The organism is Streptomyces marokkonensis (assembly GCF_039539045.1).
GTDB classification, from domain to species: Bacteria; Actinomycetota; Actinomycetes; order Streptomycetales; family Streptomycetaceae; genus Streptomyces; species Streptomyces marokkonensis.
The window spans coordinates 1-19,311 of the sequence record NZ_BAABCQ010000101.1 but is presented as its reverse complement, the minus strand read 5'-3'; the positions used below and the strand labels follow the sequence as shown (position 1 = coordinate 19,311).

Sequence of the window (19,311 nt, the reverse complement as noted above, 5' to 3'; positions counted from 1 at the left end):
CTCGGCTCCGGCGATCAGCTGCCGGAGCCGAGTGCCCGCTTGATCAGACTGTCGACGTCCATGATGTCGATGAGCTCGTCGGCGGCCGCCTCCGGCCCGGGGCCCTCGTCCGATGCCTTGGCCCCACCCGCCTCGGCGTCGGCCAGGCCGAGCAACGCCTCAAGGACACCGGCCTCCTTGAACCGCTGGTAGGGCACCGAGGCCAGGATCCGCCGTACGTCCTCCTCGCGGGCATCCGCGTCGTCCTCGGCCTCGAGCAGTTCCGAGCGCAGGTAGGCGACCACCGCCTGCGGGGTCGGACAGTCGAAGATCAGTGTGGCCGGCAGCCTCAGCCCGGTGGCGGTGATCAGGCTGTTGCGGAAGTTGACGGCCGCCAGCGAGTCGAAACCGGCCTCCTGGAACGCCTGGGCCGCGCCGATCCCGTCGGCACCACTGTGACCGAGGACCATGGATGCCTGGCTGCGCACCAGCCGGAGCAGGATCCGGTCCTGTTCGGCCTCCCCGACCGCGCGCAGCGACGTCATCAGCGACGACGCGCTCTCGGTGGAGTCGTCGGAGGGCTGTGCCGCCTCGATCGCCGCCGCGGCCTCCGGCAGGTCGTCGAAGAGCGGGCTGGTGCGGGCCGACGTGAACGGCACGATGAAGGCGCTCCAGTCCATGTCGGCGATGACCACCGATTCCGTGGCGGCCTGGACCGCCTGGTCCAGCGCGGCTATCGCCGTGTCGGGTGTCATCGGGATGACACCGCGCCGCCGGAGCTGGGCCAGCGTCTCCTCGTCCATTCCCGCGCCGCCCGCGGTCAGCGCACCCCAGGCGATCGCCTGTGCCGGGACGCCGTCCGCCCGGAGACGCCGCACCAGCGCGTCGAGGACCGCGTTCGCCGCGCCGGCGGCGGCTTGACCGCCACCGCCCCAGATGCCGGCGATCGAGGAGAAGACGATGAACGCGTCGAGCGGAAGGTCCGCCGTCCGCTCGCTGAGCCAGACCGCGGTGTTCACCTTGGCCCGGAAGACCTCCGTGACCTCCGCGTCACCGGTCTCGTCGATCACGCTGGTCAGGGACAGGTCGGTGGCGTGGACGACCGCGGTCAACGGGCGGCCCGGAGCGTGGAGCAGGTCGGCGAGCGCGTCCCGGTCGGCGTCCGCGCACGACTCGACGACGGTGCCCTTGTCCGGCTTTGCCAGCTCGTCGCGGAGTGACTCGACCCGCTCGCCGGGCTCGCGCCCGCTGGTCGTGACCACCAATCGCTCGACGCCTGCCCGCGCCAGCCACAGCGAGACGTAGCGTCCGAGGCCCTCCGCACCGCCGGTGACCAGGACCGTCCCGTGCGGCCGCCACTGCCGTTCGCCCCCGGTCTCGGCCGGATGGGTGGCACGCCGCAGGCGCCGGACGTGGACGCCGGACCGTCGGATCGCCACCTGGTCCTCACCGGACACGCCGGTCAGCACGCCGAGCAGGTGCCGGACGGCTCGGCCGTCCGGTTCGGCGGGCAGATCGATCAAACCGCCCCATTGGTTCAGGCGTTCGAGCGCGGCCGCCCGGCCGAGTCCCCACACCGCCGCCTGGGCCACGTGGGCCGGCCCGGCGACGGCGTCGCGGACACCGACGCTGACCGCGCCCTGGGTCAGGCACCACAGGGGCGCGGTGGCACCGGCCGCGGCGAGCGCCTGAATCAGGGTCAGGGTGGAGGTGGTGAGCGCCGCGGGGTCCGGCCGGTGGCTCTCGGTCCGGTCCGGGAGCGCGAGCAGGGACAGGATTCCGGCGATCCCGTCGTCGGTGAGGAATCCGCCCAGCCTGCGGGCGAGTTCGTCCCTGGACAGGCCGGTTTCCACCGCGCAGGGCACGACGTCGAGGCCGTTGGCCCGCAGCTGGTCGAGCAGACCATCGCGCGAGACGTCCGCGGTCTGCGGCGTGATGACGAGCCAGCGGCCGGCGGGCACGCCCAGGGCCTCGCGCTGGGGCGGGGCCCAGCCGATCGCGTACCGGAGTCGCTCCGAGGCCGACCAGTTCTCGCGTGCCTTCCGCCAGTCGGCGAGGGCCGGCAGTACCGTGTCCAGGGCCTGGCTCTGGTGGGCGGACAGTTTGAGCATGGTGGCCAGAGCCGCCGGATCGGCGTCGTCGATGGCGTTCCAGAAGCCGGCGTCCGTCGCCCGGCCGGCCGGTTGGTCGTCGTCCGGAGCGGCTTCGGCCAGCCAGAAGTGCCGGCGGTCGAAGGCGTAGGTGGGCAACTCGATCGTGCGCCGGGACGGTTGCGCCGGCAGTGTCGCGCTCCAGTCGAGCGGCACGCCGCCGGCGAAGAGCCGCGCGGCCGCGGCGAGGAAGGATGCCGGACCGTCGGCGCCCCGGCGCAGCGTGCCGGAGACGATCGGTCGCCCGGCGCCGCGGGGCGGGCTGTCCGGGTCGTCGATGACGTCGGTCATCGGCTGCACCAGGACCGGATGCCCGCTGACTTCCAGGAACACTCCGAAGCCCTCGGTCAGGAGACTCGCCACGGCCGGGCCGAAACCGACTGGGCGCCGCAGGTTCTGGTACCAGTAGTCCGCGTCGAGGGAATGGCCGTCATCGACCCAGCCACCGGTCACCGTCGAGTAGAACGGTATGCGCGCAGGCCGGGTGTCGATCCCGCTCAGCGCCGTCGTCAGGACGTCCTTGATGCGTTCGACGTGGTGGGTGTGCGAGGCGTAGTCCACCGGCACCGGGCGGGTCCGTACGCCGTCCCGGGCCAAGGACTCCAGTGCCTGCGCCAACGACTCCTCGTCACCGGCGACGACCACCGAGGACGGGCTGTTCACCACGGCCACCTCGAGCCGGCCTGCCCAGGCCGCCAGCCGGTCGTTGGCCTCGTCCGCCCCGAGCATCACCGACGCCATGCCGCCCCGGCCGGACAGTGTGGTCGCGATCGCCTGGCTGCGCACCGCGACGATGCGGGCGGCGTCGGCCAGCGACAGGACACCGGCGACGCACGCCGCCGCGATCTCCCCCTGGGAATGGCCCACCACCGCGTCGGGCCGCACGCCCGTTGACTCCCAGAGCGCGGCCAGGCCGACCATCATCGCGAAACTCGCCGGCTGGACGACGTCCACGCGATCGAGGGTCTGTTCGTCCGCCTCGCCGCGCAGGACATCGGTCAGCGACCAGTCCACCCAGGGGTGGAGTGCCCGCGCGCACTCGTCGATCCGTGCCCGGAAGACCGCGGAACCGCCCAGCAGCGTGCGCCCCATGCCCGCCCATTGCGCTCCCTGGCCCGGGAAGACGAGAACCAGTCGGCCGGGTGCTCCGGAGCCGGTCACGGTGCCTGTGGTCAGGTTGGGTGTCACCTCGCCGCGGGCGAGCGCGGCGAGGCCGGTCAGCGCCTCGTCCCGCGAGCCGGCCAGCACGACCGCTCGCTCCGGCAGCGTCGCCCGGCCACGCACCAGGGCGGCTGCCACCGCCGGCAGCGTCGGTTCGCCGGTCTGAGCGGGGCTGTCCAGAAACATGCGCAGCCGTGTGGCCTGCGCGCCGAGTGACGGGGCGCTCTTGGCGGACACCACCAGCGGCACGATGTTCGTCGCGAGCGCCTTCGACGGTTCCGGGTCCTCGGAGGGGGCGGTCGCGGTCTCCTCGGCCGGGGCCTGCTCGAGGATCAGGTGCGCGTTGGTTCCGCTGGCGCCGAACGCGGAGACGCCGACCCGTCGGGGCCGGCCGGTCCGCGGCCACTCCCGCGGCTCGGTCAGCAGGGCAAGGGTGCCTGCCGACCAGTCCACCTGTCCGGTCGGTTCCTCGACATTGATGGTCGGCGGCAGCACACCGTGCCGCAGCGCCTCGACCATCTTGATCACGCCGGCCACGCCGGCGGCCGCCTGGGTGTGCCCGATGTTGGATTTCAAGGACCCGAGCCACAGCGGCTGCCCTGCATCCCGAGCTTTCCCGTACGTGGCGAGCAAGGCCCCCGCCTCCATCGGGTCGCCGAGTACCGTGCCGGTCCCGTGGGCCTCCACGGCGTCGACGTCGGCGGGGCCTATGCCGGCCGAGGCGAGTGCCCGCCGGATCACCCTTTGCTGGGCCGCCCCGTTCGGCGCGGTCAGCCCGTTGGATACACCGTCGGAGTTGACCGCCGACCCGCGAATCGTGGCCAGCACGCGGTGACCACGCTGCCGGGCCACCGAGAGCCGCTCCAGGAGCACGACGCCGACGCCCTCGGACCAGCCGGTGCCGTCCGCTGTGGACGAGAACGTCTTGCACCGGCCGTCGGCGGAGAGCCCGCGCTGGCTGGAGAACTCGACGAACGCCTCCGGGCTGGCCATCACCGTGGCCCCGCCCGCCAGCGCCATCGTGCACTCGCCGTGCCGGAGGGCCTGCGCGGCCTGGTGGATGGCGACCAGCGAGGACGAGCACGCGGTGTCCAGGGTCACCGCCGGCCCCTCGAAGCCGAAAACGTACGCGATCCGGCCCGAGGCGACGCTCGGCGACGTGCCGGTCATGACGTATCCCCGGACCTCCTCGGGTATCCGGTTCAGCCTGGTGGCGTAGTCGTGGTGCACGATGCCGGTGAACACACCGATCTCTTCGCCCCGGGTGGACAGCGGGTCGATGCCGGCCCGCTCCATGGCCTCCCAGGACGTCTCCAGGAGCAGCCGTTGCTGCGGGTCCATGGCCAGTGCCTCGCGCGGGGAGATCCCGAACAGCCCGGGGTCGAACTGGGCGGCGTCGTAGAGGAAGCCGCCCGACCGGGTGTAGGTGGTCCCGGGGTGCGCGGGATCCGGGTGGTAGAGCCCGTCGGTGTCCCAGCCCCGGTCGGTGGGGAAGCCGGAGATCGCGTCGCGTCGCTCGATGACCAGGCGCCACAGGTCGTCCGGGCTCTGCACGCTGCCGGGCAGCCGCACGCCCATGCCGATGATCGCGATGGGCTCGTCGGGGTCGGCCAGGGACACCGGAGCCCGATCGGTCACCTCGGCGGCCTCGCCCGCCGCCTCGTCGGCCAGGTGCGCCGCGAGGACGTTCGGCGTCGGGTGGTCGAAGACCGCCGTCGCGGGCAGGGCGACGCCTGTGAGGTCACGCAGCCGGTTGCGCAGCCGTACTCCGCCCAGCGAATCGAAGCCCAGGCTCCTGAACGACTGGTCGTCGTCCATCGCGTCGAGATCGGCCGGCTGATAGCCCAGGACGACCGCCACCGACTCGCGGACCACCTCGAGCGCGACCCGCCGGCGTTCGTTCCGGGACCGGGTTGCCAGCCGGGCGGCGACGCTCTCCTGAGCGTCCCCCTGGCTGTCGGCCGGCCCGGCCTCGACCGCGGGGACCGGGTCCCCGGGCGCCGTCTGGTCGAGCCAGTACCGCCTGCTCTGGAACGCGTAGGTCGGCAGTTCGGTGGCCAGGGCCGAGGCGGATCCGGCCGGCCGGCCGACGACCGCGGGCCAGTCCAGGGCCACGCCGCGGACGTGCAGTTCGCCCAGGGCTGCCACCACGTCGGCGACTTCTGCGCTGCCCGCGCGCAGCGTCGCGATGCAGGACGCCGCCGACGAGTCCAGGCTCTCCGACGCCATCGTGGTGAGCGCGCCCCCCGGTCCGAGCTCCAGGAAGGTCGTCACGCCCTGATCGCGCAGCGATCTGACCGCGTCCCCGAACCGGACCGTGGCCTGCACCTGTTCGACCCAGTAGTCGGCGGTGGCGAATCGCTGTCCGGTGTCCGGCCGGCCGGTGACCGTGGATACGACGGGCACCCGGCCCGGCCGGTAGGTCAGCGACTCGGCGACCTCCCGGAACTCGGCGAGCATCGGTCGCATCAACGGTGAGTGGAAGGCATGGCTCACCGGCAGTCGGCGGGTCTTGTGGCCGAGGCGGGCGAGATTGCCGGCCACCCACAGCACGGCTGCCTCGGCGCCGGACAGCACCAGCGATCGGGCGCTGTTGACCGCCGCGACGTGGACGACGTCGGGTGCCTCCATCAGTTCCGATGCCACTTCGGCCTCGCTCGCCTGGACAGCGACCATGCCTCCGCCGGCCGGTAGCGCCTGCATCAGCCGGGCCCGGGTGGCGACCAGCTTTCCCGCGTCGGCCAGGTCGAGGACCCCGCTGACGTGCGCGGCGGTGATCTCTCCGATGGAGTGGCCGACGACCAGGTCCGGGCGCAGTCCCCATGACTCGTAGAGCCGGTACAGGGCGGTTTCCAGAGCGAACAGGCCGGCCTGGGTGTAGATCGTCTGATCGATCAGCCGACCGTCGTCCGCGTCCGGGGCGGCGAGGGCGACGTCAGACAGCGGGGCCGTGGCATGGCCGGCCCAGTGGGTCTCGACGGCGCGGCAGGCGTCGGTGAACGCCTCGGCGAAGACCGGGAAGGCGGCCGCGAGTTCCCGGCCCATGCCGGGCCACTGGCTGCCCTGTCCGGTGAACAGGAAGGCCAGCTTGCCGTCGGCCGGGGCGCCGCCGATGGCCGGTGCGGAACCCTTGGCCATAGCGCGCAGATCGCCGACCAATTGGTCACGATGCCGCACCACCAGGACCGCCCGCCGGTCGAGTTGCGCCCGGCCGGTGGCCAGCGCGAGGGCGATGTCGGCGGGCTCCAGCTCAGGCCGCGATGCCACGAAGTCCACCAGCCGGTCGGCCTGGGCCCGCAGCGCGGCGGGGGTGCGGCCGGAGACCGGGACCGGCACGCAGCCCTCGTCCGAGGGCCGGTCCAGGGCCAGATCCCCGGTCGTCATCTTGTCGGCGTCGTGCTCGGCGGTCTCCTCACCGGCCTCTTCCAGGATGACGTGAGCATTGGTCCCGCCGATGCCGAACGACGACACGCCGGCCCGGCGCGGGTGTCCGGCACGAGGCCAGTCGCGGCGTTCGGTGAGCAGCCGGACCGCGCCCGCCGACCAGTCCACGTGGGTCGACGGCCGGTCGACGTGCAGCGTCCTCGGCAGGACGCCGTGCCGCATCGCCATGACCATCTTGATCACGCCCGCGACGCCGGCCGCGGCCTGGGTGTGGCCGATGTTCGACTTCACCGACCCGAGCCAGAGCGGTCGGTCGGCTGGCCGGTCCCGGCCGTAGGTCTCCAGCAGCGCCTGCGCCTCGATGGGGTCGCCGAGCGTGGTCCCGGTGCCGTGCCCCTCGACGGAGTCGACCTCGTCGCCGCGCAGTCCGGCCGCGGCGAGCGCCTTGCGGATCACGCGCTGCTGCGAGGGGCCGTTCGGCGCGGTGAGGCCGTTGGAGGCGCCGTCGGAGTTCACCGCCGTTCCGCGGACCAGGGCCAGTACCCGGTGGCCCTGCTCACGGGCCCGGGACAGCGGCTCGACCAGAAGAAGTCCGACCCCCTCCGACCAGCCGGTGCCGTCGGCCGTGTCGGCGAACGCCTTGCAGCGGCCGTCGGGGGCGAGCCCCCGCTGCCGGGAGAACTCGATGAAGGTCTCCACCGTGCCCATCACCATCACGCCGCCCGCCAGCGCCATCGAGCACTCGCCGTTGCGGATGGCCTGCACGGCCAGGTGCAGGGAGACCAGTGAGGACGAGCAGGCGGTGTCCACGGTGATCGCCGGGCCCTCCAGGCCCAGGTGGTAGGCCACCCTTCCGGAGAGGACACTGCCCGAGCTGCCGGTCAGGCGGAAACCCTCGACGCCGGAGGCGTGGTGCGTGCGTACGGTCCAGTCGTGGCTGTTCACCCCGACGAATACCCCCACGTCCTGGGCGTGCAGGCTGTGCGGGTCGATGCCTGCGCGTTCGAGCAGCTCCCACGAGGTCTCCATGACCAGTCGCTGCTGCGGGTCCATCGCCAGCGCCTCTTGCGGGGAGATGCCGAAGAAGCCGGCGTCGAATGCGCCCGGGTCGTCGAGGAAGGCGCCGTGGCGGACGTAGGTGGTGCCGGGGTGGTCCGGGTCGGGATCGAACAGCCGGTCGGTGTCCCAGCCGCGGTCGGTGGGGAATTCGGTGACCGTGTCGGTCTCCGCGGACAGGATCCGCCACAGGTCTTCGGGACTGCGTACGCCACCGGGGAAGCGGCAGGCCATCGCGGCGATGGCGATCGGTTCCTCGGCCGTGGCCCTGGGCTCCGCGGTGGCCGGCTGGGGCTGCGCGTCGTCGAGGAGCTTGGCTTGCAGGTGGGCCGCCAGCGACCTCGGTCGCGGAAAGTCGAAGATCATCGAGGGGGGCAGGGACAGCCCGGTCGCGGTGGCGAGCCGGTTGCGCAGTTCGAGTGCGGTGAGCGAGTCGAAGCCCGAGTCCTTGAACGTCCGGTCGAGCCGGATCGCGTCGGTGCTCGCGTGGCCGAGGACGAGGGAGCACTGCTGGCGGATCAGGTCGACCAGGGCGTCGAACTGCTCGGCCGGGGGCAGCGCGCTGATCCGGTTGGACGGGGAGGCCGGCGCCGCCGGAGCCGGCCGCGCGTTCGTGGTGGCCCGGCTGATCGGCCGCTTGGCCCGGACCAGGCTCCGCAGGGCGGGCGCCATCCGCGACTGGTCGGCCGCCCGGAGCGTGGCCAGGTCGAACCCGGCGGCGACGAGCGCCGCGTCCGGGCCGCCACCGGCGCGCAGGGACTGGTCGAGCAACGCCATCCCGTCGCCGTCCGACAGGGCGACCATGCCGATGTCCCGGTTCCGCCGGTGGTCGGCGTGGCCAAGATGGCGGGTCAGGCCACTGGCTCGGTCCCAGTAGCCCCAGGCGATCGAGACCGCCGCATGGCCGGCGTGCCGCCGTTCCCGTGCCACGGCGTCCAGTGCCGCGTTGGCCGCGGCGTAGTTTCCCTGCCCCGGGTTGCCGAGCACACCCGCGGCCGAGGAGTAGAGAACGAAGGCGGCGAGATCGAGGTCACGGGTGAGGTCGTCCAGGTGGCGGGCCGCGTCCACCTTCGCCCCGAACACGGCGTCGACGCGCTGCGGGTCGAGTTCGGTGATGACCGCGTCGTCCAGTACCCCGGCGGTGTGCACGACCGCGGTCAGCGGGTGCTTCTCTCCGGCCATGGCCAGCAGCGCCACCACCTGCTCGCGGTCGGCCACATCGGCGGCCACGAGCCGAACGGTCGCGCCGAGCCCGACCAGTTCGTCGTGGAGCGCCGCGGCGCCGTCGGCCTCGGGGCCGCGGCGGCCGGCCAGGATCAGATGGCGGACACCGAGCTCGGCGACGAGGTGCCGTGCGGTCACCGCCGCGAGCGTTCCCGTACCACCGGTGATCAGCACGGTGCCGTCGGGATCGAGCGGTCGGGCCTGCGATGACGAATCGGCCGGGTGCAGCCGGTCGAGCCGTGGCACCTGCGCCCGGCCGTCCCGGAGCCGGAGCTGCGGTTCGCCGCTCAGGGCCGCCGCGATCACGGCATTGGTCGCACCGGCGGCCTCGTCCACCGCCACCAGGACGAACCGGCCGGGGTGCTCCGACTGGGCCGACCGCACCAGGCCCCACACGGCGCTGGTGACGATGTCTTCCCCGTCCGGTGTGACGATCACCAGTCGGTCGTCGTCCCCGGCCGGCCGGGCGAGGAACGCCTGTAGCAGGTCAAGTTCCGCGAGGACCGCCCCGCGAGGGTCCCCGGCGGAGATGTCGACCTCGTGGATCAGCAGAGTCGCCGGCGCGCCGGCGAGGTCGGTGACGTCGGTGATGTGGCGGGCAGCAGAGCCGGTCGCCGAGGAGTCCGGCGGTAGCGGGTGGTCGACCCAGTCGATGCGGAAGAGGCCCACGGATGACGCAGCGGGCTGCGCCTGCTCCCGCTGCTCGGTGACCAGTTCGGCCACCTCCAGCACCTGTTGCCCGGCCGGATCCGTCAACTCGATGTGCCAGGCCGTACGGGTCGGCGCGGCCGCCGACCGGACGTCGGTCCCGGTGGCTCCGGACGCCAGCAGCTGGACGCCTCGCCAGGTCTTCGGCCGCAGGTCCGGGGAGACAACGGCTCGGACCGCGGCGTCGAGCAGAGCCGGATGAATGCCGTAGCGGTGCGCGTCCGGCTGCTCCGCGTCGTCGAGCGCGACCTCGGCGGCGGGGCCGAGGGAGAACTCTCCGGGTGGGCCGGCCGACGGTGTCACCGTGCCGGTGGCGTGACGTGTCCATTCCTGCGTCACGGCCACTCCGGGCGGCCCCGAGTAGACCGTGATCGGCCGTCGGCGAGAAGCGTCCGGCCGCCCCACGACGATCCGTATGTCGCGGACGCCGTGGCGTGGCAGCACGACGGCCGGATCGATGGTCAGTTCCTCGACGACCGGGGCGTCGGCCTCTCCGCCTGCCCACAGTGCCAGCTCCACCAGTACCGCCTCCGGTACCCGGACCGGGGCGCCGTCGGACCCGTCGGTGGCCTCGGTGCCGGCCGCCCACGCGAGCGTCGACGCGGACCATCGGCCGGTCGCGATCAGGCCACCGGATTCGGGGAGCCGGACGAGCGCACCGAGCAGTGGGTGGCCGGCGTCGTCCAGGCCCATGCCCGACGCGTCGGCGGTCGGCACCGGACGGCGCCAGAAGTGCTGTCGCTCGAACGGGTACGTCGGCAGGTCGACCCACGCGGCCCGGGCGACGTCGTCGGCGAGCAGGCCGCGCCAGTCCACCGAGACGCCGTGGACGAACAGCTCGGCCATCGATCGCACCAGACGGCCGAGCCCGCCGTCGTCCCGGCGCAACGAACCGGCGACGACCGCTTCCGCGTGCGCGTGGTGTACGGCCTCAGCGACCGGCTGGACCAGCACCGGGTGGGGGCTGACCTCGACGAACGTGCCGAATCCCTGCTCCAGCAGGCGGTCGATCGTGGGACCGAAACGGACCTGTTGCCGCAGGTTGCGGTACCAGTAGCCGCCATCCAGCGCACCGGCGGCCCGGCCCTCGGTCACGGTCGAGTGGAAGGGCACCGTGGGCTCGGCGGGCGACAGATCGGCCAGAGCCACCGCCAGGTGGTCCCGGACGGCCTCGACCTGGTCGCTGTGCGATGCGTAGTCGACTGCGACCCGCCGTACGTCGACACCGGACTCGGCCAGTTCGCTCAGCGCGTCCGTCAGCGCCTCCGGGTCGCCGGAGAGCACCACCGAGGACGGGCCGTTCACCGCGGCGACCTGGACCCGGCCGTCCCTTTTCGCCAGCCAGGCCGCCGCGGCGGAAGCGTCGAGGCGCACCGACGCCATGCCTCCTCGGCCGGACAGGTTCCCGGCGATCGCCTGGCTCCGGACCACGACGACCCGCATGGCGTCGCGCAGGGAGAGCGCCCCGGCGACGTATGCCGCGGCGATCTCGCCCTGCGAGTGGCCCACGACCGCGTCGGGCCGGACTCCCGCCGACGCCCACAGCGCGGCCAGCCCGGCCATCATCGCGAAGCTCGCCACCTGGATGACGTCGACGCGTTCCAGCAATTCCTGGTCGGCCTCGCCGCGCAGCACGTCGATCAGCGACCAGTCCGCCCATTCGGTCAGCAGCCGAGCGCACTCCTGGACGACCTCGGCGAACGCGGGGGCGGTGTCGAGCAGCTCACGGCCCATCCCGGCCCACTGCGCGCCCTGTCCGGGAAAGATCAGCACGACGCCGGACGACGCGTCAGAGGTGGCGCTGTCGCGCAGCACAAGGGGACTGGCCTCGTCGCGGGCCAGTGCGCGCAGGCCGGCCAGCGCCTCGTCCCGGGAGTCGGCCAGTACGACCGCGCGCTCGTCCATGGTCGTTCGTCGAGTGGTCAGCGCCACGGCGAGGTCGACCCACGACGACTCGTCGGCGGTCTGGATGAGCGGGACGAGCCGGTCCGCCAGCCGGTTGAGCGCCCGCGTTCCGCGGGCCGACAGGACCAGAGGCACGATCCGGGGCGCCGGTGGCGCCGGCCGCCGGACGGCTGGCTGCCGGGGTGCTTCCTCCACGATCACGTGGGCGTTCGTTCCGCTCAGGCCGAAGCCGGAGATTCCCGCGCGACGCGGACGGCCGAGGTCCGGCCAGGGCCTGTTTTCCGTCAGCAGCGCGACCGCGCCCGACGACCAGTCGACGCGTGATGTGGGCTCGTCCACGTTGAGTGTCGCCGGCAGCACACCGTGCCGAAGCGCCTGGATCATTTTGATCACGCCGGCGGCACCGGCCGCGGCCTGGGTGTGGCCGACGTTCGATTTGAGCGATCCCAGCCACAGGGGCTGGTCGGCGTCGCGGTCCCGGCCGTAGGTGGCCAGCAACGCCTCGGCCTCGATCGGGTCGCCCAGAACGGTCCCGGTCCCGTGCCCCTCGACCGCGTCGATGTCCGCGGGGCCCAGGCCGGCCGACGTGAGTGCCTGCCGGATGACCCGTTGCTGCGCCTCACCACTCGGTGCGGTGAGGCCGTTCGACGCGCCGTCGGAGTTCACCGAGGAGCCGCGCAGCACCGCCAGGATCCGATGCCCGTTGCGGCGGGCATCGCCGAGGCGTTCCAGGACCAGCATCCCGGCCCCCTCCGCCCACGCGGTGCCGTCGGCGGCCGAGGCATAGGACTTGCACCGGCCGTCAGCGGCCAGTGCGCGCTGCCGGGAGAACTCGACGAATGACTGGGGTGTGGCCATCACCGTGGCACCACCGGCCAAGGCCAGGGAGCACTCGCCGCGGCGCAGCGCGTGGGCGGCCAGATGCAGCGCGACCAGTGAGGACGAGCACGCCGTGTCCACGGTGATCGCCGGTCCCCGCAGGCCGAGCAGATAGGAGATCCGGCCCGACGCGACGCTGCCCGCGGTTCCGGTCGTCTGGAAGGCCTCGAGCTCCTCGGGCACCGGACCGCCGGTGCCGTAGGCCTGCTCCATCAGGCCGGCGAAGACCCCGGCGTCGGTGCCCCGCAACGACGACGCGTCGATTCCCGCGTGCTCCAGCGCCTCCCACGCGGTCTCCAGCAGCAGCCGCTGCTGCGGGTCCATCGCGAGTGCCTCGCGCGGGGAGATCCCGAAGAAGTCGGCGTCGAACTCGGCCGCACCGTCGAGGAACCCGCCCCGGTCGACATACGAGGTCCCGGCCCGGCCCGGGTCGGCGTCGAACAGCCGCTCCAGGTCCCAGCCGCGGTCGGCCGGAAACGGCCCTGACGCATCCCGGCCCTCGCTGACCAGACGCCACAGCTCGTCCGGCCCGGTGATCCCGCCCGGCAGGCGGCAGGCCATCCCGACGATCACCACCGGCTCGTCGGGGTCGGACGGTGTGCCGACGGCGGTGTCGGCAGCGGTGTCACCGACCAGTTCGGCGTGCAGGAACGCGGCCAACGCACGCGGCGTCGGATGGTCGAACACCGCTCCGGTCGGCAGCTTCAGACCGGTCCTGGCCATCAGCCGGGTACGCAGTTCGATAAGTGCGACCGAGTGGTACCCGAGGTCCCGGAACGCCCGGTCCACCGGGACGGCGACGGTGTCGGGCCGGTTGAGCGACGCCGCGGACTCGTCTCGGACCAGGGCCTGGAGCAGCGTGTGCTGCGCGTGCCGGTCCAGGCGGGCCAGTTCTGCCCGGAGAGCGGAGGACGTGTCGTCGAGTCCGTCCTGGACGAGCGGCTCCGGGAAGAGGTCACGCAACAGGGCGGGCACGCCGGCCCCCGGCTCCGGCCGGCGCGCACGCAGGGCGAACAACGGCGTCGGGTCCGATGTGGCAAGGAGCGTGTCGAGCGCGAACAGCCCGTCACGCAACCAGGGCGAACCCGGTGTGTCCCCGGCCGGTTCGCACCAGGTCAGGACCGAGCCGGCCAGGCCGCGCCGTCGGCGGTCGTGGACCACGGCGCCCATCATGGCCGTCGAGACCGCCCGGCCGGGGTCTGCCGCCTCGGTGACCTCGTACGAGTCTGCGATCGTGATGAACGAGGTCCGAGCGGAGTCCGCTGCGGTGCTCAGCTTCGCGGCCAGCTCGGGGTCGCCGTCGGCGAGGATCACCGCGGCGGGGCCCGCCGCGATCGCCGGCTCCCACTCGGCGGCGTCCTCGCCGGCGATCAGCAGCAGCCGCTCGTTCGGGAGGACGGAGGCCAGGTGGCGTGCCACCGCGGCGCCGCGCACGGTGTGCGCACCCGTCAGCATTACGACGCCGTCGGAGCCGGACCGTGAATCGCGTATCGACCGGTCCGGGACCGCCTGACGGGTCAGCCGGGCCACCAGGAGCTCGCCGGACCGCAGAGCCCAGCGCGGTTCGTCACGCAGGATCGCGTACGGCACGGCGTCGATCGGCGATGCGCCGTCCAGGTCGACCAGGATGGCCCGGCTCCCCAGCACCTGGCCCGCCGCGGCCGCCAGCATGGCCTGAGCCGGATCGGCCGGCTCGTCCCGCGCCGACACCGCCACTGCCCGCCGGGTCACGAGGACCAGCTGCCCCGATCCGGCTCGCGCGGCCCACGCCGTCAGCTCTTCGACCAGCTGTCGGATCTCGGCGCGGCGCTCCGCCCAGGTGCCCGGCGTGTCGGGCGCGAGCAGCACCGTCGTCTCGGCGGTGCCGGCCGTGGCCAGATCGGCGTAGCAGGAGGACGAGCCCGCGGCCGCGGCGAGGCCCGCCGCGGCCGAGCCGACGAACGCCCAGGTCGTCGGCGCGGGGCCGGCGGTGCCGCGGGCCGGCGCGGGCACCCACTCCAGGCGCAGCACTCCGTCGTGCACCCCGCTTGCCGTGTATCGCAGTACGGCGGGCTGATCAGCCAGCAGGCGCCGCTGGATCTTCCCCGACGCGGTCCGCGGAACGCCGGCCACCTCATAGACCTCTTCGGGAAACTTGAACGTGGACAGCTCCCGGCGGCACCGTTCGATCACGGCGTCGGCTTCGACGCCTGACGGGCCGGCGACCACGTAGGCGACGGGCACCTCGCCCAGCACCTCGTGCGGCCGGCCGGCCACGCCGACGTCGGCGATCCCCGGAACGACGCGGAGAACCGCCTCGATCTCCTCCGGATGGACGTTCTCCCCGCCCCGGACGATCAGATCGTTGATCCGGCCGCTGATGGTGAAGTACCCGGCGGCGTCCCGGCGGGCGAGGTCACCCGTGCGATACCAGCCGTCCTGGAACGCGGCAGCGGTCGCCTCCGGTTTGTTGTGGTAGCCGGGCGTCACGTTCGGGCCGCGCACCCACACCTCGCCCTCGGCGCCGACCGGCACGTCGCGGCCGGTCTCCGGGTCGACGATCCGGACATCCACGCCGGGCACCGGAAGCCCGCACGACCCGTCGACGCGGACGCCTCCCGGCGGGTTCATGGTGATCGCCCCGCACGTCTCGGTGCTGCCGTACGCATCGACCAGCGGCACCCCGAACTCCTCGCGGAACGACCGGCACAGCCCTGGGCCGGCGACCGCGCCCCCGACCAGCCCGATCCGCAGATCCGGCAGGGTGATCCGGCGCTGGCGCCGCGCCTGCAGAAGATAGTGGTAGGTGGTCGGCACACCCGCCACGAAGGTGGCCCGGGTTTCCCGGGCGGCCTCCAGGAACTCGTCGCCCGAAGGGCTGTCCATGATCCGGGCGGTCGCGCCGACCGCGGTCACCGCCAGCACGCACGCGATGTGGGAGAGGCTGTGGAACAACGGCAGCGGCCACAGCACGCGATCGTCGGCCGACAGCCCGGGGATCGGCACATAGCTCGCCGCCACCGAGTGCAAGCAGTTGCGCTGGCTGGACAGCACTCCCTTCGGTTCCCCGGTGGTCCCCGAGGTGTAGAACGTCCATGCCACGTCGTCCAGGCCGAGATCGTCCCGTGCGGGTTCCGCGGGCTCGGTCTTGATGAGTTCCTGGTAGGCGTGGACCGACGCGTGCGCGGGTGCGTCGCCGGTCACCAGTAGCCGGGCGCCGGGGGGCAGGGACGGCGAGCGCAGGAAGCCGGCCACGTGCACGGGGTCGGTGATGACGACGGCCGTCTCGCTGTCGGCCAGGAGATAGTCCAGTTCGGAGTCGGTGGACGCGGGGTTGACCGGCACCCCGATCGCGTCCGCACGAAGGATCGCGAGGTAACTCTCAAGCATCTCCACGCTGTTGCGCAGGCAGATCATCACCCGGTCGCCGCGCCGCACACCGAGTCCCGCCAGATGTCCGGCCAGCCGCCGGGTCCGCGCCTCCAGATCGTCGTACGTGACCGCCCGCTTGGCGTCCTCGAAGGCGACCTTCCCACCGAAGTTGTCCGCGTGCTCCCGCAACACCAGGGGGAGCGCTCTGATCAGCTCGGCGCGCACGGAATCACGCATCCTCTCGTGGAGCGGTGCCTCATCGGGCGCCAAAAGCCTTCTGCCTACATGCGGAGGCTAGAAGCGGCCGTGCCGACTGGGCATCCCTCAGCCTCGTGGCCTTCGCGGCAGGGTGCGGCTTCTCTGCAGGGTTCTCCGCGCTCGCAGTTGGGCGTGACGACGTCCGTCTGGTAATGTTCACTCCAGGCCGTGACAGACTCTGTAGGAGGTGAGACCCGTGAACGTTCGTTCGATTACCCGGGTGCTCCCCCTATCGGTCACGGCAGGCGACTAATGTAGATGTCGCGGGAGCGCCAGAGGCACTCCTCTGGAAGGCGACAGCCATTAACCTTAAGCATTCCACTCCAGACCCTGTGATCACGCGGGTCGCCGAAGACCAGTGGCACGCCGTCGATGGCGACTTGGTTGTCGGCAGTGGCGACACTGGGCGCAGGCCCGACGGGCGACTGTTCATCAGCATCGACGCATGGCACGACACAGCCTTCAACAGGCTGGCCGCCGCCATGCTGGCGGAACTGCCGGCGCCGCTCTATACGCTGATCGACGCCGACGACTCGGATACGACCTCGAACTGGCGGCGGGCCGGCTTCACCCCCCACCGAGGTGAGCGGCAGTACCTGCTGGTGCCCGGCGAAGCGCAGCCCGCCGTGTCGCCCCCGGCGGGGGTGACTTTGACCGGCGGCGCGGAGGAGTCCCGTGCCGAAGTCGAGGGTGTCGAAGTCGGTGTGATCCGGATTTCGCCGTCGATGCGGGACAACGGGAGGCCGCGGATCGCGCGGATTCGCTCCATCGAGGTCCGCGCCGACCAGCGCCGCCGTGGCATCGGCAGGGCGCTGCTGGTCCACGCGCTGGACGCTCTGCACACTCGCGAGTTCGGTCTCGCGTCGATCGACGTCGACGAGACCGACACCGCGGCAATCAGCCTGTTGGAAAGCGTCGGAGCCCGCCGTGCGAGCAACACCTTGGAGTTGACGTGGCAAAAGTAAATCGAGGTATCGAGGTTGTCGGTACCATCGTCGAGTCCCTGAAAGACGCCAAGTTCTGGGTAGAACTTGAGAACGGTCACAAGGTACTCGCGCACATCAGCGGGAAGCTCCGCAAGCACTACATCAAGATCCTGCCGCAGGACACGGTGACGGTCGAGTTGAGCCCTTATGACCTGACCCGTGGCCGGATCACGTTCCGGCACCGGATGTAGCGGCCGGCGGAACACGCCAAGTCAGGAGCGGTGCGGATCCTCCCAGGGGGATCCGCACCGCTTCGATGACCTCCTGGCCGGAAGTCCGCGGTGCACCTTCACCAGTCACGTTGACAGTCTTGCCCGGTGACGCCCGGACTTCCTTGCCTGGCTCATCTTCGGCTGCCTAGCGTTGCGGCCGTGACGATGCATACGGTTCAGTCCACATTGGCCACGGTCCGGCCGGGCGTCCTCGATCCCGGCGCTGCGTCGGCAGCCAAGATCGAGTCCGGCGACGAGGTTCTCTACCCCGACACCTGGACCAACTGGCAGAACCAGCTGCGGTACGGCTCGTCCCCGGCCGACCGTGCGCGGCTGCGCCAGGAGTACCCGGGCTGCCCGTTCCAGATTGTCGGCCCGGTCGAGGTGACCGGTGCCGAACCGGGCGACGTCGTCGAGTGCCGGCTGACGGAACTGCGGCTGAGCGACTGGGGCGGCAACGCCTTCCCCACCCGGGCCGGCGCACTGCCGTACGACTTCGACGAACCGTACTTCCGCGACTTCCGATTCGACCGGACCCGCACCCGGGCTGACTACGTTCACGGGATCTCGCTGCCGCTCGACCCGTTCGCCGGCATCATCGCGGTCGAACCGCCGGGCGACGAGCAGACAAGCGCGCTGATCGGTGGCGACCACGGCGGCAACCTGGCCCTTCCCGAACTCACCGTGGGCTCCTCGCTGTTCCTCCCCGTGGCCAAGCCGGGGGCCCGGGTCTGGATCGGTGACATTCACGCCCTGCAGGGCGACGGGCTGGTCGACCAGACCGGCCTGAAGTCCACGGCCGAGCGCTTGCGGATGCGGTACGACCTCCACAAGAACGTGGGCCTGGCCCGGCCGCTGGCCGAGACCGACACGCACTGGGTCGGCATCGGACTGGCTGACAGCCTGGAGGCCGCACTGGTCGACTGCCTGCGCGGACTGATCAGCTGGTTCAGCGCGGCGTCCGGCGTCACCCGCGCTGAGGCCCACGCGCTGTGCAGCATGGCCGCGAGCTTCCGGATCACCCAGTACGCGGACCAGAGCGAGGTCCACCACGTCGATGTCCCCTTGCCGCCCAAGGGCGTGCACGGCCTCCTGCGCAAAGACATCTTCCCGGCCGGCCTGCGTACCCGGGTCGACCGCTGGCTGCGCCCCGCGGCCTGAACCGTTCAGCCTCCCCGGGCATGTCGGGCCGGCTCTTTCGCGGTGACCACGTGCCGTCAATGTGAGGTATGGGGGCCCTCGGTGCCCGCCGGTTAGCCTGCGGTTCGTCTCGCTCGACCACTGGACATCGCATTGTTCCCGGACAGGAAGGCGAAGCCGGGTCATGAGTACCACGCATGTGCATTATGTTCAGCAGCTGCTGACTCATTTCGATGCCGATCCGGATCGCCCTGCCATGGTCAGCGGGGAAGTCCCCTTCTCCGCGGGAGAGCTGGCCGACGCCGTCCGCCGGGCCGCGGCTGCGATGGGCCGCCACGGCGTCGGCCACGGTGACGTCGTCTGCATCCTGACCGAGCCGAACACCGCGGCCACGCTGATCCTGCGGTGGGCGGCCAACCTGGTGGGGGCGACGGCCGCACATGTGCGTGGGATGAATGCGGTGGTGCCTGACGACGAGTTGCGCATGGACTTGCAGCGCGCCATTGTCGCGGATGTCGGCGCCCGGATGCTGGCGGTCGATCCGGCCAACGAGGCGCGGGCGCGGGAACTGTTGGTGAACGCGACCGATCGGCCGGTCCTGGCCGTGCTGGGCGCAGGGCAGCCGGACACGGTGGATGTGAGCGCCGGTTCCGGTGACGGAGTGGGCCCGTGCGCGGACATCACCGACAGCGACCTCGCGGTGATCACCCAGACCAGTGGGGCGAGCGGCCTGCCGAAGGGTGTCTGCTGGCCCTTCGGCGTCAAGAACGACATGGCCACGTCGGCCATCGACCGCAGCAGCCGGACGAACGTCCTGATCACCGCACCGCTCACCCATTCCAGCGGGTTCGCCGCGGACGACACGCTCGTCACCGGCGGCATGGTCGTGCTGCATCCCGGCTTCAAGGCGGCGGCCGT

The 19,311-nt window shown here is 72.2% G+C and carries 5 protein-coding genes; 4 read left to right on the top strand and 1 reads right to left on the bottom strand.

Going from position 1 to position 19,311, the window contains the following annotated elements:
- Positions 1 to 14 precede the first annotated feature (14 nt).
- Entirely contained in the window at positions 15 to 16,022 is a 16,008-nt protein-coding gene (locus ABEA26_RS23145; RefSeq protein WP_345595108.1) for a type I polyketide synthase, read from the bottom strand.
- Positions 16,023 to 16,387: 365 nt separating this feature from the next.
- On the opposite strand from ABEA26_RS23145, the gene ABEA26_RS23140 reads away from it, so the two are divergent.
- The 4 genes from ABEA26_RS23140 to ABEA26_RS23125 form a co-directional block, all read left to right on the top strand.
- Complete coding sequence (locus ABEA26_RS23140; protein WP_345595106.1) at positions 16,388 to 17,020, top strand: GNAT family N-acetyltransferase; 633 nt, start codon at positions 16,388 to 16,390, stop codon at positions 17,018 to 17,020.
- Positions 17,008 to 17,232 carry a translation initiation factor IF-1 gene (infA, locus tag ABEA26_RS23135; RefSeq protein WP_189999831.1) on the top strand — a complete coding sequence of 75 codons (225 nt, stop codon included), beginning with the start codon at positions 17,008 to 17,010 and terminating at the stop codon, positions 17,230 to 17,232. Before ABEA26_RS23140 ends, infA begins: the two co-directional genes overlap by 13 nt.
- 186 nt (positions 17,233 to 17,418) lie before the next feature.
- Positions 17,419 to 18,414 carry an acetamidase/formamidase family protein gene (locus tag ABEA26_RS23130; protein WP_345595126.1) on the top strand — a complete coding sequence of 332 codons (996 nt, stop codon included), beginning with the start codon at positions 17,419 to 17,421 and terminating at the stop codon, positions 18,412 to 18,414.
- A gap of 163 nt (positions 18,415 to 18,577) precedes the next feature.
- The coding region (locus ABEA26_RS23125) for an AMP-binding protein (RefSeq protein WP_345595099.1) at positions 18,578 to 19,311 on the top strand (734 nt) is incomplete at its 3' end.

What these genes read in the sequence shown, in the direction of transcription:
- ABEA26_RS23130 (WP_345595126.1), top strand. Translation starts at nt 17,419, where the DNA reads ATGCATACGGTTCAGTCCACATTGGCCACGGTCCGGCCGGGCGTCCTC.